Raw genomic sequence first — 26,392 nt, forward strand, 5'->3', positions numbered from 1 at the left:
GTCAGCTGATGGGGCTAAGACTTACGCGCGCCCATAAGCCTCTGCAATGGCGACCTGCATTGCCTCCTTGGCCGGGCGCTCGCCCCAGACCATCAGCTGGATCGCCGGGTAGTAGCGTTCGCAATTGCTGACTGCGGCCTGCACGATCGCATCCACCTGCTCTGGCGTCGCCATCTGCCCGCCCGACAGCACCAGCCCGTAGCGATAAAGCATCAGCCGATGCTCCGGCCAGTAACTGAACGCCCCGGCCCAGCACTGATCGTTCATGTGGTTGATCAGCTCATAGAGCTGCGGCACCTTGGCCTCCGGCGGCTCCATTTCGAAGCTGCAGACCATGCGCAATGTCTCGTCATAATCGGACCACGCCAGGGTCAGGGAATAGGTGCGCCACTGCCCTTCCACCGCCATGGCGATCTGGTCATCGGCGATACGGTCGAAATCCCAGTCATGATGGGACGCGAGGTTCTCGACAAGGTCGATCGGGTGAAGGTCGTCCTGCAGCTCGTGCTCGGAAAGTGCCATGATGCCACCTCTCTGGTCTCTAGCTTTTGGACCCGCAGTGAGCCCCTATTGCTAGCTGTCTTATCTAAGGACAGGGAGGGTTCCCCTGCTCCCTACCAGATATGGTGGGCGCGTGCCGCATCCGTGGCAACCCTTTATTTGGGGACAACTGCAATAAGTTGTGGATGACTGGAATTCTTGTGCAAAATATCGGGGTTCTGCTAGGCTGACACACAGGCGTTACCCGAGCGGCCTAGACTGTCGCTCCGGGATGGAGGCAGGCGGCCCCTGTTTTGTGACCGCAGAACGGCACGACCAATACATCACCGTAAAACGCGCGCCCAAGCCGCCGATCCGCGATTCCCCGCCCTGTTCCGGCGTCAAACGCCGCAGCCGCATGCCCGCGCCGCGGCGTTCTTCCGGCCCAGCCCCCGCCCCGCCTACGGGCAGTGGGATCGCGAGCAGCGTCAGACGCCACGGCCTCTGCCGGGGCCGCTCTGCGCCCCTGCGGAGGCTCAAACTGAAAAAGGGATGCACTGCCGCATCCCTTTTCCCATATGACAAAGAGCGTTCAGATCCCGGTGACCCGCCGCGAATTACACCGCGCGCGCCCTTCGGACAGGATCAGCGCACTCAGTTGGATTTGGCTTCCAGCGCATCCAGACGCGCCTTAAGCGCTTCGTTCTCTTCGCGGGCCTTCTGCGCCATGGCGCGCACGGCATCGAATTCCTCGCGGGTCACGAAATCGCGATCGGCGAGCCATCGGTCGATCATGCCCGACATCGCGGTTTCCGCTTCGTCCTTCGCCCCTTGCGCCACACCCATGGCGTTGGTCATCAGCTGCGAAATATCATCCATAATCTTGTTGCGGGTCTGCATGGCCATCTCCCGTTTCATGTCTTACCTCTGTGAGGCTTGCTGCCTATATGGGCGCTAGAACACCAAACGGCAAGTCGTTGACAGCACTTGCTCCAAAGAGGCACAGAGACCCCCATGCTGGCTGAGATGATCCAATTCCCGAACCTGTCGCCGGAGATTTTCTCCATCTCCCTCTTTGGAATGGACTTCGCCCTGCGCTGGTACGCGCTGGCCTATATCGCCGGCATCCTGATCGCCTGGCATCTGGCGGTGCGTGCCGTGAAAACCCCGGCCCTCTGGGCCAATGGCACCGCCCCCATGGCGCCCCGTCAGGTCGAAGATCTGATGACCTGGATCATCCTCGGCGTCATCCTGGGGGGTCGTCTGGGCTATGTGTTGTTCTATCAACCTGCCGTCTATCTTGAAAATCCGGCCCAGATCCTGCGCATCTGGGAGGGCGGCATGGCCTTTCATGGTGGTCTTCTCGGCGTGGTAGTGGCGGCATGGGCCTATGCGCGTGCTCAGGGCATCGACAAACTGGCCATGGCCGATCTGGTGGCCCATACCGTGGCCCCCGGCCTGCTGCTGGGACGGTTGGCGAATTTCGTCAACGCCGAGCTTTGGGGCCGCGCGACGGATCTGCCCTGGGGCGTTGCTTTTCCGGGCCGTGCGGCACAGGACTGCGGTCAGGCACTGGGCGAAATCTGCGCCCGCCACCCCAGCCAGCTGTATGAGGCCGCGATGGAGGGGCTGATCCTCGGCGCTCTGATCCTCTGGATGGTCTACCGCCGCCACGCCTTTCACGCACCGGGCCGCATCCTTGGCACCTTTCTCGCCGGCTATGGCATCGCCCGTTTCATCGTTGAGTTCTTCCGCCAGCCGGACGCGCAATTCATCTCTGACGGCAATCCGCTGGGGCTGGCCTGGCAGATCGGCGGCTTTGGTCTCACCCAGGGCCAGGCGCTGTCGATCCCGATGATCGCACTGGGTCTGTGGTTCGCCCTGCGCGCCCGCCGCACCAGCGCCAAGACCGGGGCCGCAGCATGAGCCTGACCGACACGCTCCGTCGCCGCATTCTGCTTGATGGTCCGATCAGCCTGGCGGACTATATGTCCGAATGCCTGCTGAACCCGAGTTTTGGCTATTACACCACCGCCACCGCCATCGGAGCGGAGGGCGATTTCATCACCGCGCCGGAAATCAGCCAGATGTTTGGCGAATTGCTGGGGCTGGCGCTGGTGCAATCCTGGCTCGACCAAGGCAGCCCCGCGCCGTTCACCCTGGCCGAGCTGGGCCCCGGACGGGGCACCCTGATGGCCGATATGCTGCGCGCCACCCGCATGGTGCCGGGGTTTCACGACGCGATGGATCTGGTGCTGATCGAGGCCTCGCCGCGCCTGCGTGACCAGCAGGCCAGCGCGCTTCGGGACTATGCTCCGCAGTGGCTGCCCTCGGTCGAGGATCTGCCGCAACAGCCGCTCTTTCTGATCGCCAACGAGTTCTTCGACGCGCTACCGATCCGTCAGTTCCAGCGTGATGGCGACCTTTGGCGCGAACGCCGGGTTGGCTATGACACCGAGAGCGCCGCACTCTGCCTCGGGCTTGGCGCCCCTGCCCCGCAACCCGCGCTGGACCACCGGCTTGAGGACACGCCCGCCGGCAAGCTGGTAGAGCTCTGCGAGATCGCCGGCGTGCTCTGCGAGGCCATTGCCCAGCGGGTTGCGGAGTGTGGCGGGGCTGCATTGCTGGTGGATTATGGCGACTGGCGCTCACTTGGTGATACGCTGCAAGCAATGCGCGCCCATGCGCCCGCCGACCCGCTCATCGATCCGGGCCAGTCCGACCTCACCGCGCATGTGGATTTCGAGGTGCTCTGCCGCGCCGCCCGTGCCTCGGGCTGTGCCCACACCCGCGTCACACCGCAGGGAGTGTTTCTGGAACGGCTGGGCATCACCGAACGCGCGCAAACCCTCGCCGCCAATCTGGACGGCGCTCCGCTGGATCAGCTGATCGCCGCACATCGACGGTTGACGCACCCCGAAGAAATGGGAACCCTGTTCAAAGTGCTCGGCCTCTATCCCGCCAAATGCCCTCCCCCCGCAGGACTGGAAAAATGACCCTCGAAATCGTCACCTCGGATCTTCTGACCCCGGCTCACCATGGCTTCTTCACCCGCAGGGGCGGCGCCTCTTCCGGCGTGTTTCAGGGGCTGAACTGCGGTGTCGGCTCCTCCGATCAGCGCGAGGCGGTGATGCTGAACCGGGCCCGCGTGGCAGAGGCGATGGGGGTCGCAACCGACGCGCTGGTGGGCATGCATCAGGTTCATTCCGCAGATGTAACGGTCATCGACGGGCTGCCCGAAGATCCCACCGCCCCGCGCCCCCGTGCCGACGCGCTGGTGACAGCCACCCCCGGCGTGGCGCTCTCTGTGCTCACTGCCGACTGTCAGCCAGTGCTCTTTGCCGACCATCAGGCCGGGGTCATCGGCGCGACCCATGCCGGCTGGCGCGGCGCCCTTGATGGGGTGCTTGAGGCCACCATTGAGGCCATGCTGTCGCTCGGGGCCACCCGCGAGGGCATCCGCGCGGTGATCGGCCCAACGATCTCCCAGCGCGCCTATGAGGTCGGGCCGGAGTTCTTTGACGACTTCATGGCGCAGTCCCCCGAAAACGCGCGCTTCTTCGCGCAGGGCAAAGAAGATCGCATGCTCTTCGACCTGCCGGCCCTGGGACTTGCACGGCTGCGCTCCGCAGGCATCCAGCAGTGCGAATGGACCCGGCACTGCACCTATTCGGACCCGGATCGGTTCTATTCCTATCGTCGCACAACCCATGCCAAGGAAGCCGACTACGGGCGCCTGATTTCCTGCATCCGGCTTTGAGTGGCCGCAGCCCGCGCATTGTGGCGGCGGCTTTGCAGTTCTGCCATAATTTGAATGCGTGATGTCCGACCATCACCTTCCCTTGCGTAAGCTGCACCCACCACACTCAATAAATTCAATGACTTAAGGGCACCTCCGGGCGATGGCGGACTTTTCCGCTGTTGGACCGCTGTTTCCACGCGCTGGCCATATTCAGACCGCAATATTCAACGAAAACTGACGGTAGAAAGAATTCAGCTGCCCGAATTTGGCGGACAGGAGATTTAGAATGCCCGCGCAGTCACGTTTTGTGAAATCCATCGTCGCCACGTCCAAGGCACAGGACATCCGCCTGCCCTGGACCCGTGGTGCGCCCCGCAAGGCCATGATTGCACGCCGCCGGAAAGACCTCGTTGACGCGACGCCTGTCGCGAAATCCGCCTGAACGATCCATCGATCGTTCGACAGAGCGGACCCGCCGGAGAAACCGGCCCACCTGCAGACCACCTGCAGGCGCATTGCCCGTCCCGCCCTACGGCCGAGACGCTCGTTTCTGTGTCCGCCCCATGCTTTCTGCAGGCAGGGGGTGCGGACGACGGGCTGCTCTGGGCCGGGCAGGCTCTGGGCTGAAGATCACGCGCGATACCTTCGGTGGGGGCCGGAGGTCGCGCCCTTAGGGAAAGAAGGCCAAGCATGATGACCTTGCCCCAGTCGTTGCAGCGCGCTGCCGCAAATATTACCGAAACCCAACCGGTGTTGCGGGATCAGGCGGCCGCGCAGGCCGGACCGAAACCGCAGCTGCGCCGCTACGAGGTCGCCAGCCTGCTGCCCAATGGCAACCTGGCCGAGACCCGTCACATTGCGCCGGCGCTGCCGCTGTTCGAACAGGCCTTCTGCGCCTTCACCCGGGGCTCTTTGGTAGAGACGGACTTCGGCCCTGTGGCGATCGAGGATCTCTATCCCGGCGATCAGGTCCTGACCCGCGACGGCAGCTATCAGCCGTTGATCTGGAAAGGCATGACAACCCTGGTGCCCGGTCGCAAGGCTGCCACCGGCACGCGCCACGCCCTCACAAGTTTCATGGCCGACAGCCTCGGCATGGAGAAGCCGATGTCCTGTGTGATCAGCGGCCCCTCGGCACGGTTGCTACGCACCCCGGCCCACCTGCGCCACGCTGAAGGCGATGGCCCGCTGCTGACCCCGGTTACAGAGTTCCTCGACGGAATGAACATTGTCGAAACCACACCGCCAGCGCCGGTGGACATGTATCACCTCTGCCTTGCGCGCCATGCGGTGATCCGCGTCGGTGGGCTGGAGTTTGAAACCTACCATCCCGGCCTCGACGCCCTGCGGCTGGTCAGCTACCCGATCAAGACGCTCTTTCTGAACATGTTCCCGCATGTGGACAAGATCGCGGATTTTGGCCCGCTCGCCTTTGATCGCGCCCGCGCGCTGCAGGCCTGAGGCACAGACCCAACAAAAATGCCGCCCCTTTCATGAGGAGCGGCAGCAGGATGTTCTCAACCGAAGGTGCGAGGTTAGGCCTGACGCGCCAGCCGTGCCTCAAGCACATCAAAGGGCACGCCGGGTTCGTCCTTGGCGCCCCGAATGACCAATGAGGTCTTCACGCTGGCCACATTCGGCGTTGTCAGCAGATCGCTGGTCAGGAAGGCCTGAAAGGTGGACAGATCCGGCGCGACGCATTTCAGGATGAAATCCACCTCGCCGTTCAGCATGTGACACTCACGCACCAGCGGCCAGCCACGGCATTTTTCCTCAAAGGCCGTCAGCTCTGACTCCGCCTGGCTTTCCAGCCCGACCATGGCAAAGACCTGAACCTCGAATCCCAGCTCGCGGTCGTTCACTTCCGCGTGGTAGCCGCGGATCAATCCGGCCTCTTCCAAGGCGCGCACGCGGCGCAGACAGGGCGGCGCAGAAATTCCGACGCGTTTGGCCAGTTCGACATTCGTCATTCGGCCATCGGCCTGCAGCTCCGACAGAATCTTCCGGTCAATCGGGTCCAGACGTGTGGTGACCATTGGGGTGCTATCTCCTGAGAATTGCGTTTCTTATAGCAGGGACGTAAATTCACGCAACATTATTTCACAAACTCACAACATTCTTCTAACACCCATCGCCCCGTGCACCGTGACCGGCCCAGAGAACGGGTCGCCCGGTTTGCACAGGGTGCATCAACGAGGGTCTTTAAGCATGCGCGCGCCGCAGTTATATGCAGTCTCCGACGGCGGCAAGACCGCAAACACTCAGACGTGGGGAAAAACCATGAGCGACACGCGCCACACCAAGGTCCTGATCATCGGCTCCGGCCCGGCCGGCTACACTGCCGCAGTCTACGCCAGCCGCGCGATGCTGGAACCGGTCCTGGTGCAGGGCATCGAGCCCGGCGGCCAGCTGACCACCACCACCGAGGTCGAGAACTGGCCCGGCCATACCGAGATCCAGGGCCCCGACCTGATGGTCAACATGGAAGCCCACGCCAAGGCGATGGGCACAGAGATCATCGGCGACATCATCACCTCGCTCGACACCTCTGCCCGCCCCTTCGTGGCCAAGGGTGACAGCGGCACCACCTACACGGCGGATGCGGTGATCCTGGCCACCGGCGCGCGCGCCAAATGGCTGGGCCTGCCGTCGGAAGAGAAGTTCAAGGGCTTTGGCGTTTCCGCCTGCGCCACCTGCGACGGCTTTTTCTATCGCGGTCAGGAAATCGTGGTGATCGGTGGCGGCAACACCGCCGTCGAAGAGGCGCTGTTCCTCACCAACTTCGCCTCCAAGGTCACCTTGATCCACCGTCGCGACGAGCTGCGCGCCGAAAAGATCCTGATCGACCGGCTGATGAAGAACCCCAAGATCGAGCCGCTGTGGTTCCACGAGCTGGAAGAGGTTGTCGGCACCGATGCGCCGCTTGGCGTCGAGGGCGTGCGGGTGAAACACACCAAGACCGGCGAGATCACCGAGATTGCCGCCAAGGGCGTCTTTGTCGCCATCGGTCACGCCCCCGCGACCGAACTGGTGAAGGACGTGCTGGAGACCCACAATGGCGGCTATGTGACGGTGAAACCCGGCTCCACCGAGACCTCGATCCCCGGCATCTTTGCCGCTGGTGACCTGACCGACCACAAATACCGTCAGGCGGTCACCTCTGCTGGCATGGGTTGCATGGCCGCACTCGATGCCGAGCGGTTCCTGGCTGAGCAGGAGTAAACCGCGCCTCTGGCCCGTAACGCATCAGAACAGGCTCCCGCGGTCCCCTCGGGAGCCTGTTCGCGACTGACCTCCAGCCGCCAGTGACAGCCATGGCGCGCGCGGCGGATGGCCTCAGCCTGCGGGAGCGTATCCGCGCCACCAGCACGATAAGCCCTTGAAATAGAGCCTTTATTCCTCCTACTCAGGGATACTTCAGCAGGCATTCAGGGCCTCGGATCCGGTCAAAAAGGCAACGGGCGGGGTTGACGGACTGCGTCGACTAGTCCACGGCGACAAGGCCGATGCGCGAAACGTCATTTTGTCTCGCTGACATTCAACCCGTTGCGACCCAGTGCGCTGGGTCGATCCTGATGTGAGGTGTCCAGATCGCCGAGGCGCTCACGACCCGGTCCGCGTCCTGCGGCAGCCGGACACTCTATCTCATCGCGCTTCGAGCCAGACCGGTTCGGGCCCTCCACCGGAGACTCCTGCCATGACCGCCCCACACCCCAGTGATGCAGCCGCAGACGCGCGGCGCTGGGTTCCCATTCTCGCGCGCTATCGCGACCCATCGGATCGCCGCAGCCTGCTGGAGATTGGCCTGACGCTCGGTCCGTTCCTGCTGCTTTGGGGTTTGGGGTGGTGGGCTCTGTCGATCAGCCCCTGGCTCGCCGTGCCCATCGCCATTTTCAATGGTTTCTTTCTGGTCCGGCTGTTCGTGATCCAGCATGACTGCGGTCATGGGGCCCTGTTCAGCAACAAGACGCTGGGCGATTGGGTCGGGCGCGCGCTTGGGGTGCTGACAGTCACCCCCTATGATGTCTGGCAGCGCATCCACGCCGCCCATCATGGCACCGCTGGCAATCTGGACCGCCGCGGCCCCGGCGAAGTCTACACGATGACCACCGCAGAATATCGCGCAGAATCGCGGCTGGGCCGCCTGCGGTATCGGCTTTATCGGCACCCGGTGGTGCTGTTCGGGATTGGCCCTGCCTGGGTGTTCCTGTTCGAGAACCGCCTGCCCCTTGGTCTGATGCGCGCCGGTGCGCGCTATTGGGTCAGCGCGATGGGCACCAATATCGCCGTCTTCCTCGTGCTTGGTGCCGTCGTGATGTTCGGCGGGCTTGATCCGTTGCTGTTTCTGTTCCTTCCCACCACCGTCTGCGCCGCAACGATAGGCGTGTGGCTGTTCTATGTTCAGCACCAATTCGAAGACACGCTGTATGAACACGAGCCGGACTGGAACCTGCATGAGGTCGCCCTGCACGGCAGCTCGCATTACGACCTGCCCGCGCCGCTGCATTGGCTGACCGCCAACATCGGTCTGCATCACGTGCATCACCTCAACAGCCGCATTCCCTTCTATCGCCTTCCCGCCGTGCTGCGGGACCATCCCGGCCTTGAAGGTGCCCAGCGGCTCAGCCTCGGCGAAAGCCTGCGCTGCGTGCGACTGAAGCTCTGGGATGAAGAGCGCCGCCGGTTGGTCACACTGGCCGACGCCTTCACGCCGACACCCGCTTAAGCCCCTGCCGCGCCACAGCCCGCCGCCTATCACAGGCCGGGCCGTGGCGCGGCAGCGACGCCCCGACATCCGGGGCCCGACCGATCCCCCTCCCTCGCATGGTTGAGAGATGCGCGGCCTGCAGCGCGTAGCGCACAGGTGACAGGCCGCTCCGGATCGCCTACACCCAACCAGATAGCAACAGAGGCGGAACACCCGTGGCGCAGGCACTCTGGCGGGGCAACTGGATACAACGCAGCAGACTGGTCTCCGGGCTGGTGCTGTTCACCTTCGCCTTTTTCCATTTTCTGAACGTCGCAGCCGGGCTGGTTTCGCCCGAGCTGCTGGAAACGGTACAGGAAGCGCGCGAGGCGGTGACCAAGAACCCCGTTGGCCAGGTCGTCCTCTACGGGTCGCTCCTTGTGCATGCGGGACTGGCGCTCTGGCAGGTGGCCACCCGGCGCACCCTGCGGATGAGCTTCACCCAGTGGCTACAGCTGAGCCTCGGGATCCTCATTCCACTGCAGCTGTTTCAGCACATCGTGCACACCAATTACGCCGCCCGCGTCTATGACTATCAGGACGAGATGTCCTCGGTGATCTTGATGCTCTGGAGCTCGCCCGAAGCGCTGCACCAATATCTGCTGTTGCTCGCGGTCTGGATACACGGCTGCATCGGCCTGCACATGTGGCTGCGCCTGACCCGCTGGTGGGCCGCATATGTGCCCTATATGATCGGTCTTGCGGTGCTGGTGCCTGCCTTGGCGCTGGCTGGTCTGGTGACCGAGGGGCGCCGGATGTGGGGGGTCTTTGCCGAAGACGGCTTTGCCGCGCAGATCATGGCGGATTACAACTGGCCCGACGCCGCCGGGTTTGCCCAACTGGCGACCATAAACAGCGCCAGTGTCTGCGTCTTCTTCGCCCTCTTGGGGCTGGCCTGCGGTGCCTACATCCTGCGTCGCCTGATAAAGCGCAGCCGCTCGGTGCGTATCACCTACGAAAACGGTCCCGCAATCACCGCCGACCGTGGCCTGACATTGCTGGAAATGTCACAGATGAAAGGCATACCCCATCCCTCGCTCTGTGGTGGCAAGGGGCGCTGTACCACCTGCCGGGTTGCCATCACCGATGGGTTCGAGGATCTCCCTCCCCCCAGCCCCGCCGAAGCGCGCAGCCTCGCCGCCATCAACGCCGCCGACAATATGCGGCTGGCCTGCCAGATCCGCCCCACCTCGGCGCTGAGTGTGAAACGGGTCTATGCGCCACAGGGCCGCCGCCAGCTACATGCGGCACAGGGCGAGGAGAAAACCATCGCGGTGCTGTTCCTTGATATTCGCGGCTTCACCGCACGCTCTGCAGGCTTGCTGCCCTATGATGTGGTGTTTCTGCTGAACCGGTTCTTTGACGCCATCGTGCCCGAGGTCACCCGCGCCGGGGGGACCGTCGACAAATACATGGGCGACGGTATGCTTGCCCTGTTCGAGACACACACGCCTGACAGCTCTGCCGCAGCCGGGCTGACGGCGGCGGCCAATATCGGCGCGGCGCTTGCCCGCTTCAACCAGCTGCTGTCCTCCGAAGGCGAGGCGCCGGTGCGAATCGGCATGGGGCTGCATGTCGGCACGGTTGTGTTGGGCGAGATCGGCGCGGCCGGTCAGGCCCCGCGCACCCTGATCGGCGCGGCAGTCAATGCTGCCAGTCGGCTTGAGGCCAAGACCAAGGACCTTGGGGTCGAGCTTCTGGTCTCGCGCGCGGTGTTCGAGGCGGCGGAGCTACCGCCTCCGGACATTGGGTATGAGACATTTGCCTTGCGCGGTGTCGATGCCCCCGTCGACGCGCTGCCCCTGCCCCGCGCATCAAGCCTCGATACGATGGTGGCCACGCTCCGCCCCCCAGCCCGATCCTGAACCACTGGACCGACTGCGCGCGAAACCCGGCGAATTCTGTTCCACACATCCGCTGCTTTGCGTGACCGATGATCCAAACGCGGCAGTAAACGCTCACACTGTCCTTTTTCCGATGCGCTGGTAGACTTTGGTCATGCCGACAGGGTATTGCCCGCCCCGAGCGCTACCGATGCAGGTGCGATGCCAGACAAAAGAGACGCCCCATGACCATGTTGAGCAATCTGGCTCCGATCCCGGAGCTTTATGTATCTTACGATTCCGCGCAGAAACTGAAGATCGAAGCAGGCGAGTTGACCAGCCACGACCTGACTCCGCGCCAGATCTGCGACCTCGAACTGTTGATGAACGGCGGGTTCAACCCGCTCAAGGGTTTCCTCTCCGAAGAGGACTACAACGGCGTTGTCGAGAACATGCGCCTGGCCGACGGCCAGCTGTGGCCGATGCCTGTCACCCTTGATGTCTCCGAGGATTTCGCCGCCTCCATCGAGATCGGTCAGGACATCGCTCTGCGCGACCAGGAAGGTGTGATCCTCGCCACCATGACCGTCACCGACCGTTGGGAGCCGAACAAGTCCCGCGAGGCCGAAAAGGTCTTTGGCGCCGATGACGACGCGCATCCGGCAGTGAACTACCTGCACAACCAGGCCGGCAAGATCTACCTCGGCGGCCCTGTGACCGGCATCCAGCAGCCGATCCACTACGACTTCCGCGCCCGCCGCGACACTCCAAATGAGCTGCGCGCCTATTTCCGCAAGCTGGGCTGGCGCAAGGTCGTGGCCTTCCAGACCCGCAACCCGCTGCACCGCGCCCACCAGGAATTGACCTTCCGCGCCGCGCGCGAAGCGCAGGCCAACCTGCTGATCCACCCCGTCGTGGGCATGACCAAACCGGGCGATGTGGACCACTTCACCCGCGTGCGTTGCTACGAGGCAGTGCTGGACAAATACCCGGCAGCCACCACTTCCATGAGCCTCCTGAACCTGGCGATGCGCATGGCCGGCCCCCGCGAGGCGGTCTGGCACGGGCTGATCCGCAAGAACCACGGCTGCACCCATTTCATCGTTGGCCGCGACCACGCCGGCCCCGGCAAGAACTCCGCAGGCGAGGATTTCTACGGCCCCTATGACGCGCAGGACCTGTTCCGAGAACATCAGGACGAAATCGGCATCGAGATGGTCGACTTCAAGCACATGGTCTATGTGCAGGAGCGCGCCCAATACGAGCCCGCCGACGAGATCGCCGACAAGGATGACGTGACCATCCTCAACATCTCCGGCACCGAACTGCGTCGCCGCCTGTCCGAAGGTCTGGAAATCCCCGAGTGGTTCTCCTTCCCCGAAGTGGTGGAAGAGCTGCGCAAGACCAAGCCACCGCGCGCGCAACAGGGCTTTACCGTGTTCTTCACCGGCTTCTCCGGCTCCGGCAAATCCACCATCGCCAACGCGCTGATGGTCAAGCTGATGGAGATGGGTGGCCGCCCAGTGACGCTGCTGGATGGCGACATCGTGCGTAAGAACCTCAGCTCCGAGCTGGGCTTCTCGAAAGAGCACCGCGATCTCAACATCAAGCGCATCGGCTATGTCGCATCCGAGATCACCAAGAACGGCGGCATCGCCATCTGCGCCCCGATCGCGCCCTATGCGGCCACCCGCCGCCACGTGCGCGAAGAGATCGAGCAGTTCGGCGCCTTTGTCGAGGTGCATGTCGCCACCACGATCGAGGAATGCGAACGTCGTGACCGCAAGGGCCTGTACAAGCTGGCGCGCGAGGGCAAGATCAAGGAATTCACCGGCATCTCCGATCCCTATGACGTGCCGCAGAACCCGGAGCTGAGCGTCGAGACCGAAAATGTCGAAGTCGACAATTGCGCCCATCAGGTTCTGCTGAAGCTGGAAAGCATGGGCCTCATCAACGGCAACTGACACGGCCGCTGAGCACCCGTTCAGAACACTCTTCCGGCCTTTGGCCGAGGCATCAGAAACCGCCCCGACAACAGTTGGGGCGGTTTTCCTTTTCCGTGGCCATCTGGACGGCGTGCCGCGCACGTCATGTGCCCATCAGGGTGCAAAAGCAGGTCGCGGCTGCCTGCCCTACAAGAACACAGCCGCATCTAATCTTCACCACCGCACAGGTCACGCATTGCCGGATTGTCATAAAACCGTTACACGCAGCTCGCGTGAAAAAACGGAGAGGCCAGGTGTCCCAAAACGATCTAGACCCGCGTCACCTTGAAACCCTGGACCGGGATCTCGACCGCCTGTCCTCGCTGGAACAGGCGACAGCCTATGTCGGGCGGTCCAATGTCGGGCTTGGAATTGCCTTTGTCTTCATCCTGATTGTCGCTGCCGCGACCGGGTTGATGCTGGGCGATGCCAACAACACCGTCATCGTGGTGATCGCCGCTGCTTTCGGGGCCTATATGGCCCTCAACATCGGCGCCAATGACGTCGCCAACAACATGGGCCCCGCCGTGGGCGCCAATGCAATGTCGATGGGGTTTGCCATCGTCGTGGCCGCCATCTTCGAAAGCGCCGGGGCGCTGATCGCGGGGGGCGATGTGGTTTCGACCATCGCCAAGGGCATCATCTCGCCGACCACCATGGCGACCTCCTCGATGTTCATCGCCGCGATGCTGTCGGCGCTTCTGGCCTCCGCGCTCTGGGTCAATCTCGCGACCTGGATCGGCGCACCTGTCTCCACCACCCATGCGGTGGTGGGCGGCGTGATGGGCGCCGGCATCGCCGCAGCCGGCTTTGCCGCCGTGAACTGGGCGCAGATGAGCGCCATTGCCGCCAGCTGGGTGATCTCGCCCATGCTGGGCGGGCTGATCGCGGCGGGTTTCTTGTGGTTCATCAAGTCGCGCATCATCTACCGCGATGACAAGATCGCCGCTGCCCGTGTCTGGGTACCGGTTCTGGTCGGCATCATGGGCGGCGCCTTTGCCGCTTATCTTTCGGTCAAGGGTCTGAAGAAACTGATCAAGATCGACCTGACCGATGCGATCATGATCGGGGTCGGCGTGGCCCTGCTGCTGTGGCTGGTGATGATCCCGGTGGTGCGCCGCCAGTCACGCGGGCTGGAGAACCGCAACAAATCGCTGAAGGTGCTGTTTGCGATCCCGCTGATCGTCTCCGCCGCACTGCTCAGCTTTGCCCATGGGGCCAATGACGTGGCCAATGCGGTCGGCCCGCTCGCGGCGATCGTGCAGGCCTCCACCTCCGGCGATTTCACCCAAGCGGTCTCGATCCCTTTCTGGGTGATGATCATCGGCGCCTTCGGCATCTCCTTTGGCCTGTTCCTCTTTGGCCCCAAGCTGATCCGCATGGTCGGCAGCCAGATCACCAAGCTGAACCCGATGCGCGCCTACTGCGTGGCGCTGTCAGCGGCGATCACGGTGATCGTGGCGAGCGGGCTGGGCCTGCCGGTCAGCTCCACCCATATCGCCATCGGCGGGGTGTTCGGCGTCGGGTTCTTCCGCGAGTGGGACACCGAACGCCGCCTGCGCCGGGCCAAGGCCGTGACCCCCGATGCCCCGCGTGTGGGCGCTGCGGAACGGCGTCGTCGCAAGCTGGTGCGTCGGTCGCATTTCATGACCATCATCGCCGCATGGGTGATCACCGTTCCGGCTGCGGCCACCCTCTCGGGCGTATTGTTCATTGCCATCAATCGCATGATCGGCTGACCTCGGCCCACCACTGCAGGCGTGCAGTTCGATCACAACAACGGCCTGCCCCGGTGGCGGGCCGTTTTCATTTGTGCCCCGCCGTGCCTTAATGGCGCCGAACGTCGAGAGGGAAAGCACGCCAATGGCCAAGCGAAATGCCTTTCACCATACTGCGGCCATGATGGGCATGACACCGCAGGTCTGGGCCCGCCACGCCAATCCCTGGAGCGGCTGGAGCCGCCTGACCGTGCTGCCGCTTCTCGCCCTGGCGGTCTGGAGCCGCGTCTGGGTCGGCTGGGGCGCGCTGCTGCCTGTGGCGCTGCTGCTGCTGTGGACCTGGCTCAACCCGAGGGTTTTCCCGGTTCCAGCTCGCACCGACAACTGGATGTCAGAGGGCGTCTTGGGTGAACAGCTCTGGCTGCAGCGCAGCGACACACCGGCGCTCGCCCACCATCGCCGGGTGGTCCATGCCCTGACGCTGGGTGGTCTCTGTGGTGGGCTTTTGTACTTCGCCGGTCTGGCAGTCTTGCATCCCGGGCTAACCGCGACCGGGCTGGCCATCACCATGCTGACCAAACTCTGGATGCTAGACCGGATGGTCTGGGTCCTGTGGGACTGCAGGGCGGAGGATGCGACCTGAGCCTCCGCCCCCGCCGCGACTAAAGCCGGATCACGTGGTGACGGGATGCCCGTCATACTGCTCTGCCGCGTCGCAAATTTCATACCAGGACGGCTTTTCCGCCACGAACTCGTGAAACCGGTTGCGGATCTCAAGATCGCTGTCCAGCGCATGGGCCGAGATTGGAAAGCTCTCCTCCTCCGACAGGATCTCTCCCAATGAGGTGCCACATGTCCTGCAGAAACAACGGCCGTATGTATAAGGCGCCTCGGGCTGGTAACGCGCCACATTCTCGCGCCCCTGTACCCAGCTCACGCTGTCGCGCGCTACAAAAACCAGCACATTGGCCCCGACCTTGCGGCAGCGCGAGCAATGGCAGGTGCCCATCATCGACGGCGGCCGATCCAATGTGAACTGCACCGCGCCGCAACAACAACTTCCCTCGATCATCCTGACTCTTCCCGTATTTATTGAACTTGATAAGAACAATACATGAACATCCAGAATTCGACAAGCGTTGTAACAGGCAAGTCAACGGGTTTCGCTTCGACCTCTGCTCGAAGCGACCCGCGCCACGCGCGCCCAACCGAGGGACGTGTCCCACAGGGGCATGACCCACGGGCGGGAGCCTCCCTGTGACGAATATGTGCTCTTAGAGGGAGAGGTCTTCGGGCAAGGTGACACTGCCCCGCATCAACACAAACCCAGTGCCCCCGACGCGCACGCCCTGGATGGCGTCTGGTGGTCCGATCCGCGACACATGGGCCTGCCCGGGCCGCCCCATCAGGTGCCCCTGCTCCGCGACAAAGCTCTCTTTCTCCATCAGCCCATGGTGCCAGAGATAGGCCGCCATGGCGCCGGTGGCGGACCCTGTGAACGGATCTTCCGGCGGGCTTGGGGGCAACATCAGCAACCTCGAAAACGTGTCCCCCGCGCCGGTATACCCGTCAAGCGTCACCAGAAAGGGCTCCTTCATATCGCTGCCATCTGCCCCCAGCGCCGCGCCCAGCGGCTCCATTGCTTCGGCGTTCAGCCGGGCCGCTTTCAGTGCCGCGTGATCCTTCAGCACGGTGATGCAAAACGGCAGGCCGGTGGAGACCAACTGAGGCTGACCGATGATGGCGTCCTCCGGCAGGGACACCGCCGCCGCCACCAGTGCAAGGTCCGGCGCGGGGCCGAACTCCGGCGCCACCTGTTGCATGACGATCCGATCTCCCTCCAGCGCCACGGGCACGACCCCCGCCCCGGTCTCCAGCGTGATCCGATTGCCGGCGATCATGCCGCGATCCCGCATTGCCGCCACGGTGGCGATGGTGGGATGCCCGGCAAAGGGGATCTCGCGGCTGGCGAGGAAGTAGCGCACCCGGATATCCGCGACCTCAGAGGGGCCGGTAAAGGTGCATTCCACCAATGAGGTCTCGCGCACATAGGCGCAGGCCACAGCTTCCGGCAGATGGGCCCCGCCATGCACCACCGCGCAGCCATTGCCGCCAAAGGGTCGGTCGGTGAAGGCATCGACCCAATCGAACTGAAACTCAGGCATCTCGTGCTCCTGCTGTGTCTTTGTGCTGCAGGCAAGCATCCCACCCCAGAAAGCTCAAGGTCGCAGTTCTGTGCCGATACAATAGATGCATCTCGACAGGCTCGGTGCCGTTCACTCAGGCGGTACACAAACTCGGGGCGGGCCAGCGGGGTTTCGCTTCGACCTGCGTTCGAAGCGACTCGCGCCGCGCGCGCCCTTTGGGCGCGCGCGGCGCCGGGCCCAACCGGAGGACAGGTCCCGCAGGGGCATGGCCCACGGGCGGGAGCGCCCCCTCAGCCCTCAAAGGCAGCGCGCATTTCATCGATCCGAAATGTCTGCAACCAGTCGTGATACTCTTGGTAGAGCGGCACCAGCGTCCCTTTCTGAGTGGCGGCAACATCCATGCCGCGATCATCATAAGGGTGAAGAACCCGCCCCCGCGCAAAATCCACGACATAAATATCTGCGGACACGCTCGGCCGCCCCCCCCCATCTCGGCGCCGAGGGTCAGCCAAAGCACTTCGCGCAGCTGCCATCGCTCCTTCAGGATCGTTGCATCCCAGTGACGATAAATATCGCCGGTAAAGTCGTCCGAGTCCTCCTGAAACACCTTGCCGAGATACTGGAAGTCCGAGGGCCTGAGGGTTGTTTTCTTGTAGGGCTTCAGGCGCTTCTTCCTGGGCTTTTCATCCCCGTAATCCGATGACAGCAGCCACAGCTCCTCCGTGTCACGAAACAGCCAGGAGGCCACCGCATCGGCCCGCTCGAACGCCTGAATGAACCGCCGCAGACACAAGGAATCAGAAACATCGTCTCCGCCAAGCTCAAAGCGCAGACAGTGGTCCCAGTCACGAAACCGATTGTGTGAGAAGTCCGTGCAGGGAAACACCGGCGCAAAGGACCCCAGTATATTGTCGGTGGACGGGATCGCCTTGGCCATGCCTGCACGCGCCTCAAAACTACCTTGTGTCGGGGCAAGCTATCCATATGGCAACCGCAAGACCAGCCATTGCGACAGGGTATGGTGAAACAGAAAAGGGCCGCCCGAAGGCGACCCCATCCCGACCCTTGCGGGTCAGTCATCCAGGCTGGATGGCGTGATTTACATCATGCCGCCCATGCCGCCCATGCCGCCCATGTCGGGCATGCCGCCACCGGCAGCTGCGCCTTCTTTGGCGGGCTTGTCGGCAACCATGGCTTCGGTGGTGATCAGCAGGCCAGCGATCGAGGCCGCATCTTCCAGAGCGGTCCGGGTCACTTTGGCCGGGTCGATCACGCCGTAGGAGAACATGTCGCCATATTCGCCGGTCTGAGCGTTGTAACCGAAGGTCTTGTCGTCGGATTCGCGGATCTTGCCGGCAACCACGGCACCGTCAACACCGGCGTTTTCGGCGATCTGGCGCAGCGGCGCTTCGAGAGCGCGACGCACGATTGCGATACCGGCGTTCTGATCGGAGTTCTCACCGGTCAGACCTTCGAGAGCCTTGCCGCCCTGAACCAGAGCAACACCGCCACCGACGATCACGCCTTCCTGCACAGCAGCGCGGGTCGCGTTCAGAGCATCGTCCACACGGTCCTTGCGCTCTTTCACTTCGGTTTCGGTCATGCCACCGACGCGGATCACGGCAACACCGCCTGCCAGTTTGGCAACGCGCTCTTGCAGCTTCTCTTTGTCGTAGTCGGAGGTGGTCTCTTCGATCTGGTTACGGATCTGGGCAACACGTGCTTCGATCTCGGCCTTCTCGCCTGCACCGTCAACGATGGTGGTCTCGTCCTTGGTGATCTGAACCTTCTTGGCGGTGCCAAGCATGTCCATGGTCACGGACTCGAGCTTCATGCCGAGGTCTTCGGAGATCACCTGGCCGCCGGTCAGGATCGCGATGTCCTGCAGCATGGCCTTGCGACGGTCGCCAAAGCCCGGTGCCTTGACAGCAGAGATCTTCAGGCCGCCGCGCAGCTTGTTGACAACCAGGGTTGCCAGCGCTTCGCCTTCGACGTCTTCTGCGATGATCAGCAGAGGCTTCTGCGACTGGATCACCTGCTCCAGCAGCGGAACCATCGGCTGCAGGGAGGAGAGTTTCTTCTCGTGCAGCAGGATCATGCAGTCGTCGAGTTCTGCAGTCATCTTGTCGGCGTTGGTCACGAAGTAGGGGGACAGGTAGCCGCGGTCGAACTGCATGCCCTCGACCACGTCGGTCTCGGTTTCCATGCCTTTGTTCTCTTCGACGGTGATGACACCCTCGTTGCCGACTTTCTGCATCGCGTCTGCGATCTGACGGCCGATCTCGGCTTCGCCGTTGGCGGAGATGGTGCCAACCTGCGCAACTTCAGCGGAATCGTTGACCGGACGGGCCATCTCTTTGATCGCTGCGACGACTTTGGTGGTCGCCATGTCGATGCCGCGCTTCAGGTCCATCGGGTTCAGGCCAGCAGCAACCTGCTTCAGGCCTTCTTTGACGATGGCCTGCGCCAGCACGGTTGCGGTGGTGGTACCGTCGCCTGCTTCGTCGTTGGTGCGGGAAGCAACTTCCTTCACCATCTGGGCGCCCATGTTCTCGAACTTGTCTTCCAGTTCGATTTCCTTCGCCACGGACACACCGTCTTTGGTGATGCGCGGGGAGCCGAAGGATTTCTCCAGAACCACGTTACGGCCTTTGGGGCCCAGGGTTACTTTGACAGCGTCTGCGAGGGTGTTGACACCCTTCAGCATACGGTTGCGGGCATCGGTGTCGAATTTGACGTCCTTAGCAGCCATTTTTCAGTCTCCTTGAGAATACTGTATCTATGCGATGGAGGATGTGTCGGAGCCGGTGGCTCAGACGATCACACCCATGATGTCGCTCTCTTTCATCATCAGCAGCTCTTCGCCGTCGACGGTGACTTCGGTCCCGGACCACTTGCCGAACAGGACTTTGTCGCCCTCTTTCACGGCCATCGCGATCAGTTCGCCGCTGTCCTTGCGCGCGCCATCGCCACACGAGACAACTACGCCCTCGGACGGTTTTTCCTTGGCGCTGTCGGGAATGATCAGACCACCAGCGGTTTTTTCTTCGCTTTCGGTACGGCGAACCAGCACGCGGTCATGAAGCGGTTTCAATGCCATCTTTGCAGCTCCTCAAAAGGCTCAAAGTGTTTTCCTTACCCCACGCCCATCATGGGCCGCGAGGACGTTGGCACTCACCTTAGTCGAGTGCTAACTGCCGGATAGTTAGGCAGTGAGAATTGGCCTGTCAACCAATCCCTGCATGAAACTTGGTGGAATTTTTGTAACGGCCGGACCTGTGCGCGGATACCGGAATGCAAGGGGCTCTGGATTGCGCATTTGGCGATATATTTATCGTCATCTGCCCCTGCAAGCTGGCCGCCTCAGCGCGCCACCGATCCAGATCCCGACCCTGAGTCGGTTTCTGTCTCCGTGGGGGGCGTCTGTGGCTCCGGCCAGTCCAGATGCTCCGCCCGCCCCGTCTCGGTCAGCGCATAGATACCCTTTGCCGCCCGCTCGAACCAGCCGTAATGGTTGGAGTACATCACCTGCGTGGCGCGGCTGACGCCGGTGGCACGGGCGATCTCGGCCCCGCGCGATGGGCCATGGGCCGCAAGGTGACGCGCGCAGGCCAGCGCGTCCTGCCGGTAGCCGGTCATCAGCCCGCCCCGCGTTGCGCCGCCGGTATTGGGGTCCCCCTGGATGCGGGCAAATTCACGCAGCAGCCGTGCGGTTTTCACCTTGGATTTACGCGGCGCGTAGGGGCCGGGATCGCAATGCACCTCGGTGCGGCCATCCGCGCGCACCGTGATCAGCCCGAGGCCAAGCCGCCGGCAGAGCGCCAGGTTGTCCTTCAACGCCCGGCGCGCGGTCTTGCCGGTGGGACGCGGCACGGCGAGATACACCAGATCGGTGACCGCAAGCCGCGTCACCGCCTGATGGAACAGCGACAGGGTGAAGCGCAGCTTCAGCTCCACCACCACCGGCGGCTCCGCGCCGCGCAGCGCCACCACATCGGCAGCACCCACCTCGCCCTTCACGGTATAGCCCTGCCCTTCGAACAGCGCCTTCACCGGGGCGTAGAGATCTTGTTCACGTTCCATCCCGGCCATGCTTGCCCCGCCCCGGCGGCAATGGCAATGTGAGACAAATGAAAAAACCGAGCGGTGAGTCATGACCGGACTATTCTCTCGCCTCCGCCCTGCCCCGGCATGGACAGTGGAGACCTTTGGGCATGGCTGCGCGCTGCGCAACAAACCCGCGCGCCCGTCCTTGCAGGCCTCGCTGCGGCTCTGGGCTGCATCATTACTGATCGGCCCAATGCTGGCGGGCACCGCCCTTCAGGCCGCCTGTTCCGGCACCGACCTGCGCGCCACCGCCCCCCCGGAGATCCGCGCCGAGGTGGACGCGGAGCTGGCGCAAACGCCCTATGCGGAGGGGCTCAGCTGGATCGCCACACGGGGCGAGCGGCGGTTGCACATCATCGGCACCATGCACCTGAACGACCCCCGTCACGCCGCGCTTGTGGCGCATATGACCCCGGTGGTGGAAGGCGCCGATGCCGTGCTGCTGGAGGTGAACCGCGCCGACAAGGCCGCGCTGAACCGCACCCTGGCCGAAACGCCGTCGATGATGTTCATCACCGAAGGGCCAACCCTGATTGATCGCCTGCCCGAAGAGGACTGGCAGCAGATCGCCGATCAGGCCCGCGCCGCCGGGGTGCCTGCCTTCATGGCGGCCAAGATGCGGCCCTGGTTCCTGACCATGTCCCTGTCGGTGCCGCAATGCGCTCGCACGATCAAGGATGTGACGCGCGGCCTCGACATGCAGCTGATGGAGGTGGCCGAGGAAGCCGCCGTCCCGACTCTGTCGCTTGAGGATCCGCTGAGCGTGTTTCAGCTGCTCGACGCCGCCCCGCTGGAGCAGCAGGTGGCGGAGCTGCGCGGCTATATCGCCATGATGGGCGTGGGGCCGGACGACTTCTACACGATGGTGGAAAGCTACTTTGACGGCGCGGTGCAGGAATTTACCCTGCTGCAGCTGAAGGACTATCTGACCGCAGAAAGCAGCCTCTCCGAGGCAGAGCGGCAGGCACAGGTGGATGAGCTGATGGAGCTGCTGCTCTACCAACGCAACCGCAACTGGATCCCGGTGATCGAGGCCACGCAGGGGTCACGGCTGGTGGTGGCCGTTGGCGCCGCACATCTGCCCGGCACGCAAGGGGTGCTGGCCCTCTTGGACGCAGAGGGCTACGAGATCGAAGAGGCGCCACTATGACCGGCACCGCCACGCTATCTGTGCTACGGGCAATGGCCCGCCGCCTGCCCCGGGGCATGATGGCCGCCACGCTGGCGCTGTCCCTGCTCACCGGGGTTGACCGCGCCGAGGCGCGTTGCTCCGGCATCGACCTGCGGGATCACCTGACTGACAGCGCCCGCAGCCGGCTCGACAGTGACCTTGGCAAGGTGCCCTTTGCCATCGGCAACCACTGGGTCGCCACCCGCGGCACGCAGCGGATCGATATCGTCGGCACCCAGCACAGCGGCGATGCGCGCATGGCAAAGACCATGCGGCAGTTGCGTCCGCTGATCCGGCAGGCCGACGCGGTATTTCTGGAGGTCACCGAGACGCAGATGCAGGCGGCGGATGGCAATCAGGGTGCCTTTGCGCGCTATTTTCTGCTGCCACCGGGCCAGCAACTGGACCGGATGATGCCCGCTGCCGACTGGCGGTTGCTGACCGCCCGCCTGGCGCTCTACGGGATCACCGCAGAGGCCGCCAAACGGATGCAGCCGTGGTATATCTCCGATTTCCTCACCGGAACCGATTGCCGCAAGCGCGGCTTTGGCGCCCGGCGTGGGCTCGACGACCGCATCGAGCGCAGCGCCCGAAACGCCGGCATCCCGACGCTGGGTCTGGAGGCGCCGGAAAGCGGCCTTGCTGCGCTGGCCTCCATGCCGCTGGCGGATCAGGTCAAGATGCTGCGCCTCGATCTGCGCAGCGAGACCCGGCACGAAGACCTCTATGTCACCCTCTCCGAATCCTATTTCGACGACCGGCTGACCGAGGGGCGCATTGTCATGAGCTGGATGATCTACCGCGACCTCGACGTGCCGCGCCGCGAGGTGCACCGGCTGCTCGCCAGCTTTGACCGGGCCGTGCTGACCCAGCGCAATCGCGCCTGGGTTAAACGCCTGCGCGCCCGCCAGGACCCCCATCTGATTGTCGCCGTCGGCGCGGCGCATCTGGCCGGGGACACCGGTGTGCTGAACCTGCTGCAACGGGCCGGGTATCAACTGACCCCGGCCCGCAACTGATCCGGCCTGCACCGGACTCGCCAGGGCGCGGGGCTCACCCGCGATCAGCGGGCGAGTGAGAATTCCAGGATCGGAATGCCCCCCGTGGGACAGAGCCCATTGATTTTGGCCTCCACGGTCTGCGCTGCCCCGAAATAGCTGGCATCGGGTGTCAGCAGCTGCGGCTGGTTGTCCGCCGTGACCAATGGTGCATCGTCGATGTAAAGCTGCGCAGACAGATCACTGCATCCGGCGGTACTGTGAAAGGCGACCGAGAACTCCCGCGTCGTTGCAAAACCGCCCAGCAGGATATTGTGCCCCGGCAGCACATCGACCTGCACGGTATCGCGCTGGGTGGCGGCATCACTCACCGAGGCCCAGGTGCACTCCAGCACCTTGCCCGCCCCGGCCTCACGCAGCGCAAGGGTTTTCGCGTCCACAAAGGCGGCGCCGCTTTCGTTGACGGGCCAGCGGTACTCTCCGGCCTCTGTCACCAGCAGAAAACTGGGGAACTCCTGATCGTTGGAGATACCCTCGCAGGTGATGCGGATCAGGTGGCGGTTGGCGAGGCCGTTGATGATCCATTGTTTGTCCACGTCCAAACCCTGCCAGCTGCCGCTGTAGAATGCTGCCGGTTCCGTTGTGGCCACGTCTTTGGGCGCGCTGTCGTCTTCGGCCAGCGCGACGCCAGCCGTCACCTGCAACAACAGCCCCCCGGCCCCGCCGACCACCCTGCGAAATACACTCATCATCTGAAATCCCTCCTCTTTACCAATCACGGTTACCAATCACGGCCCCCGCCGCCTTCGCAGGTTTACATGCCCCCCGACCCCGGGCAACTGCCCCTTGCGTTGCGGTGCCACCTTAAAGGGGGCCGTGACCGAGCCATGCGCTGCGCAGAACTCCGTCGCCCACCCGTGGCGGGGTGACAAACCCTGCCCCGCTGGTGTAAGGCGCGGCAACAGACCCCGTCAGACAGGATTGACCTCATGACCATTCAAGTTTTCGGCCACAAATCTCCCGACACCGATTCCACCGGCTCCGCGATCATCTGGGCCTGGTATCTGAACGAGGTGAAGGGCGAAGCCGCCACCCCCGTCCTCTTGGGCGCGCCGAACACCGAAGCCGCCTTTATGTTGCAGCGCTGGGGCTTTGAGCAGCCCGCAATCATCGCCGATGTCGAGGCCGACGCGCCGGTGGTGATCGTCGACACCAACAACCCCGCCGAGCTGCCCGCCTCCATCAACAGCGCCGACATCCGCGCCATCATCGACCACCACAAGCTGGTCGGTGGCCTGGAAACCAAGGGTCCGATCGACATCACAGTGCGCCCGCTGGCCTGCACCGCGACCATCATGCACGACCTGATGGGCACCGATGCCGACCGCATGCCCGACGACATCAAGGGCGCGGCGCTGACCTGCATCCTGTCGGACACGCTGGAATTCCGCTCCCCCACCACCACGCCGCATGACCGCGCCGTGGCGGAGAAGCTGGCCAAGGATCTGGGCCTCGACGTCACCGACTACGCCGCCGAGATGTTCGCCGCCAAATCCGACGTCTCCGCCTTTTCCGATGCAGAGCTGATCCGCATGGACTCCAAGGAATACGAGGTCGACGGCACCAAGTTCCGCGTCTCCGTGCTGGAAACCACCGCGCCGGACATCCCGCTGGGCCGCAAGGACAGCCTGATGGAGACCTTCAAGACTGTTCAGGCCGAGGACGGCGTCGATCAGGTGCTGCTGTTCGTGGTCGACATCCTGAAGGAAGAAGCCACCCTGCTGGTGCCCAACGATCTGGTGAAATCCGTGGCCGAAAAGAGCTTTGACGCCAGTGTCGAGGGCGACCTCGTGGTGCTGCCGGGCGTGATGTCGCGCAAGAAGCAGATCATCCCGAACCTCAAGGTCTGATCGCGCTGGCGGTCCCGGACCTCCCTAACATGCAAAACGCCCGCTGCCTGCAGCGGGCGTTTTTCCGTTTTGAAACAGGTCCTGTTGATTATCGCGCGTTGCGCAGCCCGACCTGACCATCAATCTGGGCCTTGGTGGCCAACACTGTCGCCACCCGCCGACGGTCCGGCGGATGGGTGCCCCAGATCGAATAGCCGCCACTGGTGCCGGTGGCCGCCTCGGAGCGGGCAAAGAACTTCGCGCCCTCTACCGGATCATAGCCTGCGTCATAGGCGATGCGAGTGCCCAGCGTGTCGCTCTCCAACTCGTAGGATTGCGAATAGACAATCCCGCCCGCCGTCGCGCCAACACCAAGCCCCAGCCCCACCGCATCACCACTGTCGCCCACCAGCCCGGCGAGCGCACCGCCAATCAGCGCCCCCGCCAGCACTTGCTGCTGCTGTTTTTCCACGTGCCGTCCGATCAGATGACCGTATTCATGCGCCAGCACAAAGGCGACCTCGTCATCGCTGCCGGTGTCCTGGATCAGCGGCAGCGAAATGCGGATCACCGGCTGGCCGTTCTGATAGGTGAAATAGGCGTTGCGCTCCGTCATCTGCCGGTCGATGGCGATATCGACGTTGCAATTGACGCCGGTTCTCAACCGCTGGCAGGTCTCGCGCCCCGCTCGCATCACCCGGGGCTCCACCCGGGCAAACCGCGCCTCGGCGGCGGATCTGGACAGGGTGGCCGGTGGCGGGCTGCGACGCGCTTCGGCAAAGAGGCGTGCCGCCTCCTCGGAGTGAACACCGCCGCTGTCGGGCAACTCGTAGGTGGTGCCACAGGCACTGACGACAAGGCATATCCCGCCCGCAAGCAGCGCGCGACAGGAGGAACCGGGGGACCGCAGAAACATCATGAAGGTATCGCTCTATCTGGCAGGGAAACGGATCTGACCGCGACGCAGATTAGCAGCGTCTGCGCCCGCTACAAGAGGCGTTGCAGGCGTCGGCGAACGCTCACCTCAAGACGCGTTTGGCAGCGCAAGCGCCTGCTGCAGGAAACCGCGCGCATCCCGTGCCGCCACATCATCCGGATGGCGGAATTTCAGATGTCGGCGCGCCTTGCCCTTGCCCTCCAGATATCCCTGCGGATCCGCAAAACGCGCCCCCTGCGAGAACTCGAGCGAGACATGTTCGGTATAGGTAAACAGCCCGCCGACAAACTGGTCGCTCGCGGGGTCGGGCGCGATCACCACGCCGCCGTATTTCGGCAGATAGCGCGCATCGGGGGCCAGATCCGCGACGATCAGGCGAATCGCGGCATCAATCTCCGCGATCACCTCCGGGGGCAGCTTGCTCATGTGCCGTCTCCTTGTTGCCATGACGTTGTCATGCCCGTGTCCCTTGTCACATCTGTCGCGCCTTGCGGCATGTCCCGCCCCCCCGCGCGAACAGGCAGCAAAGGCGTGCGGGTCCGACAGCGGGGCTGCGACTGGGCTCTGAACCTAAGGCCGCCAAATTGGCGCGCTGCCCGCCGCAAATCAACTCCGAAGCGCCTGCGCGGCGCCGTTCCCTTAAAAAAC

The 26,392-nt window shown here is 63.6% G+C and carries 26 protein-coding genes; 14 read left to right on the forward strand and 12 right to left on the reverse strand.

The features are described 5' to 3' along the window. Positions 1-21: 21 nt before the first annotated feature. Positions 22-522, reverse strand: a complete 501-nt coding sequence (locus CLV89_RS07445; RefSeq protein WP_106163002.1) for a type III secretion system chaperone family protein — start codon at positions 520-522, stop codon at positions 22-24. A 612-nt stretch (positions 523-1,134) separates the two neighbouring features. Continuing rightward, positions 1,135-1,380 (reverse strand): accessory factor UbiK family protein, encoded by a 246-nt coding sequence (locus CLV89_RS07450; RefSeq protein WP_106163122.1) that lies wholly within the window; start codon positions 1,378-1,380, stop codon positions 1,135-1,137. A gap of 114 nt (positions 1,381-1,494) precedes the next feature. Between CLV89_RS07450 and lgt the strand changes: the two genes are divergently transcribed. The 5 genes from lgt (at position 1,495) to CLV89_RS07470 (ending at position 5,683) form a co-directional block, all read left to right on the forward strand. Further along, a complete protein-coding gene (lgt, locus tag CLV89_RS07455) occupies positions 1,495-2,406 on the forward strand; it encodes a prolipoprotein diacylglyceryl transferase (protein ID WP_106163003.1) in 912 nt (303 codons plus the stop codon). After that, positions 2,403-3,476 (forward strand): class I SAM-dependent methyltransferase, encoded by a 1,074-nt coding sequence (locus CLV89_RS07460; protein ID WP_106163004.1) that lies wholly within the window; start codon positions 2,403-2,405, stop codon positions 3,474-3,476. The genes lgt and CLV89_RS07460 overlap by 4 nt, the downstream gene beginning before the upstream one ends. Beyond that, complete coding sequence (gene pgeF / locus CLV89_RS07465; protein WP_106163005.1) at positions 3,473-4,240, forward strand: peptidoglycan editing factor PgeF; 768 nt, start codon at positions 3,473-3,475, stop codon at positions 4,238-4,240. The genes CLV89_RS07460 and pgeF overlap by 4 nt, the downstream gene beginning before the upstream one ends. A 268-nt stretch (positions 4,241-4,508) precedes the next feature. After that, positions 4,509-4,664: a hypothetical protein gene (locus tag CLV89_RS22575; protein WP_165798099.1), complete on the forward strand. Its 156-nt coding sequence runs from the start codon at positions 4,509-4,511 to the stop codon at positions 4,662-4,664. A gap of 251 nt (positions 4,665-4,915) precedes the next feature. Beyond that, the gene (locus CLV89_RS07470) at positions 4,916-5,683 is read left to right on the forward strand and encodes a Hint domain-containing protein (protein WP_106163123.1); all 768 of its coding nucleotides are present in this window, start codon (positions 4,916-4,918) and stop codon (positions 5,681-5,683) included. 74 nt (positions 5,684-5,757) lie between these two features. Here CLV89_RS07470 and CLV89_RS07475 read toward each other — a convergent pair whose 3' ends face one another. Beyond that, on the reverse strand, positions 5,758-6,258 hold the full coding sequence (locus CLV89_RS07475; protein ID WP_106163006.1) for an Lrp/AsnC family transcriptional regulator: 501 nt from the start codon (positions 6,256-6,258) through the stop codon (positions 5,758-5,760). Positions 6,259-6,502: 244 nt separating this feature from the next. Between CLV89_RS07475 and trxB the strand changes: the two genes are divergently transcribed. The 6 genes from trxB to CLV89_RS07505 all read left to right on the forward strand — a co-directional run bounded on the left by trxB (position 6,503) and on the right by CLV89_RS07505 (position 15,138). Further along, on the forward strand, positions 6,503-7,444 hold the full coding sequence (gene trxB / locus CLV89_RS07480) for a thioredoxin-disulfide reductase (RefSeq protein ID WP_106163007.1): 942 nt from the start codon (positions 6,503-6,505) through the stop codon (positions 7,442-7,444). Between the two features lie 475 nt (positions 7,445-7,919). Next, on the forward strand, positions 7,920-8,948 hold the full coding sequence (locus tag CLV89_RS07485; RefSeq protein ID WP_106163008.1) for a fatty acid desaturase: 1,029 nt from the start codon (positions 7,920-7,922) through the stop codon (positions 8,946-8,948). A 197-nt stretch (positions 8,949-9,145) separates the two neighbouring features. Then, complete coding sequence (locus CLV89_RS07490) at positions 9,146-10,834, forward strand: adenylate/guanylate cyclase domain-containing protein (protein ID WP_106163009.1); 1,689 nt, start codon at positions 9,146-9,148, stop codon at positions 10,832-10,834. Between the two features lie 203 nt (positions 10,835-11,037). Then, the gene (locus CLV89_RS07495) at positions 11,038-12,756 is read left to right on the forward strand and encodes a bifunctional sulfate adenylyltransferase/adenylylsulfate kinase (RefSeq protein ID WP_106163010.1); all 1,719 of its coding nucleotides are present in this window, start codon (positions 11,038-11,040) and stop codon (positions 12,754-12,756) included. A 275-nt stretch (positions 12,757-13,031) separates the two neighbouring features. Beyond that, positions 13,032-14,516: an inorganic phosphate transporter gene (locus tag CLV89_RS07500; protein WP_106163011.1), complete on the forward strand. Its 1,485-nt coding sequence runs from the start codon at positions 13,032-13,034 to the stop codon at positions 14,514-14,516. Between the two features lie 124 nt (positions 14,517-14,640). Further along, entirely contained in the window at positions 14,641-15,138 is a 498-nt protein-coding gene (locus CLV89_RS07505) for a DUF6653 family protein (RefSeq protein WP_106163012.1), read from the forward strand. A 30-nt stretch (positions 15,139-15,168) separates the two neighbouring features. On the opposite strand, the gene CLV89_RS07510 is transcribed toward CLV89_RS07505, so the two are convergent. The 6 genes from CLV89_RS07510 to CLV89_RS07535 form a co-directional block, all read right to left on the reverse strand. Continuing rightward, positions 15,169-15,567, reverse strand: a complete 399-nt coding sequence (locus CLV89_RS07510) for a GFA family protein (RefSeq protein ID WP_106163013.1) — start codon at positions 15,565-15,567, stop codon at positions 15,169-15,171. Between the two features lie 202 nt (positions 15,568-15,769). Continuing rightward, positions 15,770-16,660: a PhzF family phenazine biosynthesis protein gene (locus tag CLV89_RS07515; protein ID WP_106163124.1), complete on the reverse strand. Its 891-nt coding sequence runs from the start codon at positions 16,658-16,660 to the stop codon at positions 15,770-15,772. 115 nt (positions 16,661-16,775) lie between these two features. Further along, positions 16,776-17,579, reverse strand: coding sequence for a DUF3885 domain-containing protein (locus CLV89_RS22885; protein WP_243394957.1), 804 nt, complete (start codon positions 17,577-17,579; stop codon positions 16,776-16,778). Positions 17,580-17,741: 162 nt separating this feature from the next. Beyond that, a complete protein-coding gene (groL, locus tag CLV89_RS07525) occupies positions 17,742-19,394 on the reverse strand; it encodes a chaperonin GroEL (protein ID WP_106163015.1) in 1,653 nt (550 codons plus the stop codon). Positions 19,395-19,454: 60 nt separating this feature from the next. Further along, entirely contained in the window at positions 19,455-19,742 is a 288-nt protein-coding gene (locus CLV89_RS07530) for a co-chaperone GroES (protein ID WP_106163016.1), read from the reverse strand. 263 nt (positions 19,743-20,005) lie between these two features. After that, positions 20,006-20,725, reverse strand: a complete 720-nt coding sequence (locus tag CLV89_RS07535; RefSeq protein WP_207796899.1) for a DUF2161 domain-containing phosphodiesterase — start codon at positions 20,723-20,725, stop codon at positions 20,006-20,008. A 70-nt stretch (positions 20,726-20,795) separates the two neighbouring features. Here CLV89_RS07535 and CLV89_RS07540 point away from each other — a divergent pair, with 70 nt between their 5' ends. Together CLV89_RS07540 and CLV89_RS07545 are read left to right on the forward strand one after the other, a co-directional pair. Beyond that, positions 20,796-21,899: a TraB/GumN family protein gene (locus CLV89_RS07540; RefSeq protein WP_243394958.1), complete on the forward strand. Its 1,104-nt coding sequence runs from the start codon at positions 20,796-20,798 to the stop codon at positions 21,897-21,899. Next, positions 21,896-22,939, forward strand: a complete 1,044-nt coding sequence (locus CLV89_RS07545; RefSeq protein ID WP_243394959.1) for a TraB/GumN family protein — start codon at positions 21,896-21,898, stop codon at positions 22,937-22,939. The genes CLV89_RS07540 and CLV89_RS07545 overlap by 4 nt, the downstream gene beginning before the upstream one ends. Before the next feature lie 44 nt (positions 22,940-22,983). On the opposite strand, the gene CLV89_RS07550 is transcribed toward CLV89_RS07545, so the two are convergent. Further along, positions 22,984-23,670 carry a hypothetical protein gene (locus CLV89_RS07550; protein WP_106163018.1) on the reverse strand — a complete coding sequence of 229 codons (687 nt, stop codon included), beginning with the start codon at positions 23,668-23,670 and terminating at the stop codon, positions 22,984-22,986. A 237-nt stretch (positions 23,671-23,907) separates the two neighbouring features. Between CLV89_RS07550 and CLV89_RS07555 the strand changes: the two genes are divergently transcribed. After that, entirely contained in the window at positions 23,908-24,828 is a 921-nt protein-coding gene (locus CLV89_RS07555) for a manganese-dependent inorganic pyrophosphatase (RefSeq protein ID WP_106163019.1), read from the forward strand. 88 nt (positions 24,829-24,916) lie between these two features. On the opposite strand, the gene CLV89_RS07560 is transcribed toward CLV89_RS07555, so the two are convergent. After that, positions 24,917-25,726 (reverse strand): M48 family metalloprotease, encoded by an 810-nt coding sequence (locus CLV89_RS07560; protein ID WP_243394960.1) that lies wholly within the window; start codon positions 25,724-25,726, stop codon positions 24,917-24,919. 105 nt (positions 25,727-25,831) lie between these two features. Next, a complete protein-coding gene (locus tag CLV89_RS07565) occupies positions 25,832-26,170 on the reverse strand; it encodes a DUF1801 domain-containing protein (protein WP_106163020.1) in 339 nt (112 codons plus the stop codon). Between the last annotated feature and the right edge of the window lie 222 nt (positions 26,171-26,392).

It is taken from the genome of Tritonibacter scottomollicae (genome assembly GCF_003003215.1).
GTDB lineage: Bacteria > Pseudomonadota > Alphaproteobacteria > Rhodobacterales > Rhodobacteraceae > Epibacterium > Epibacterium scottomollicae.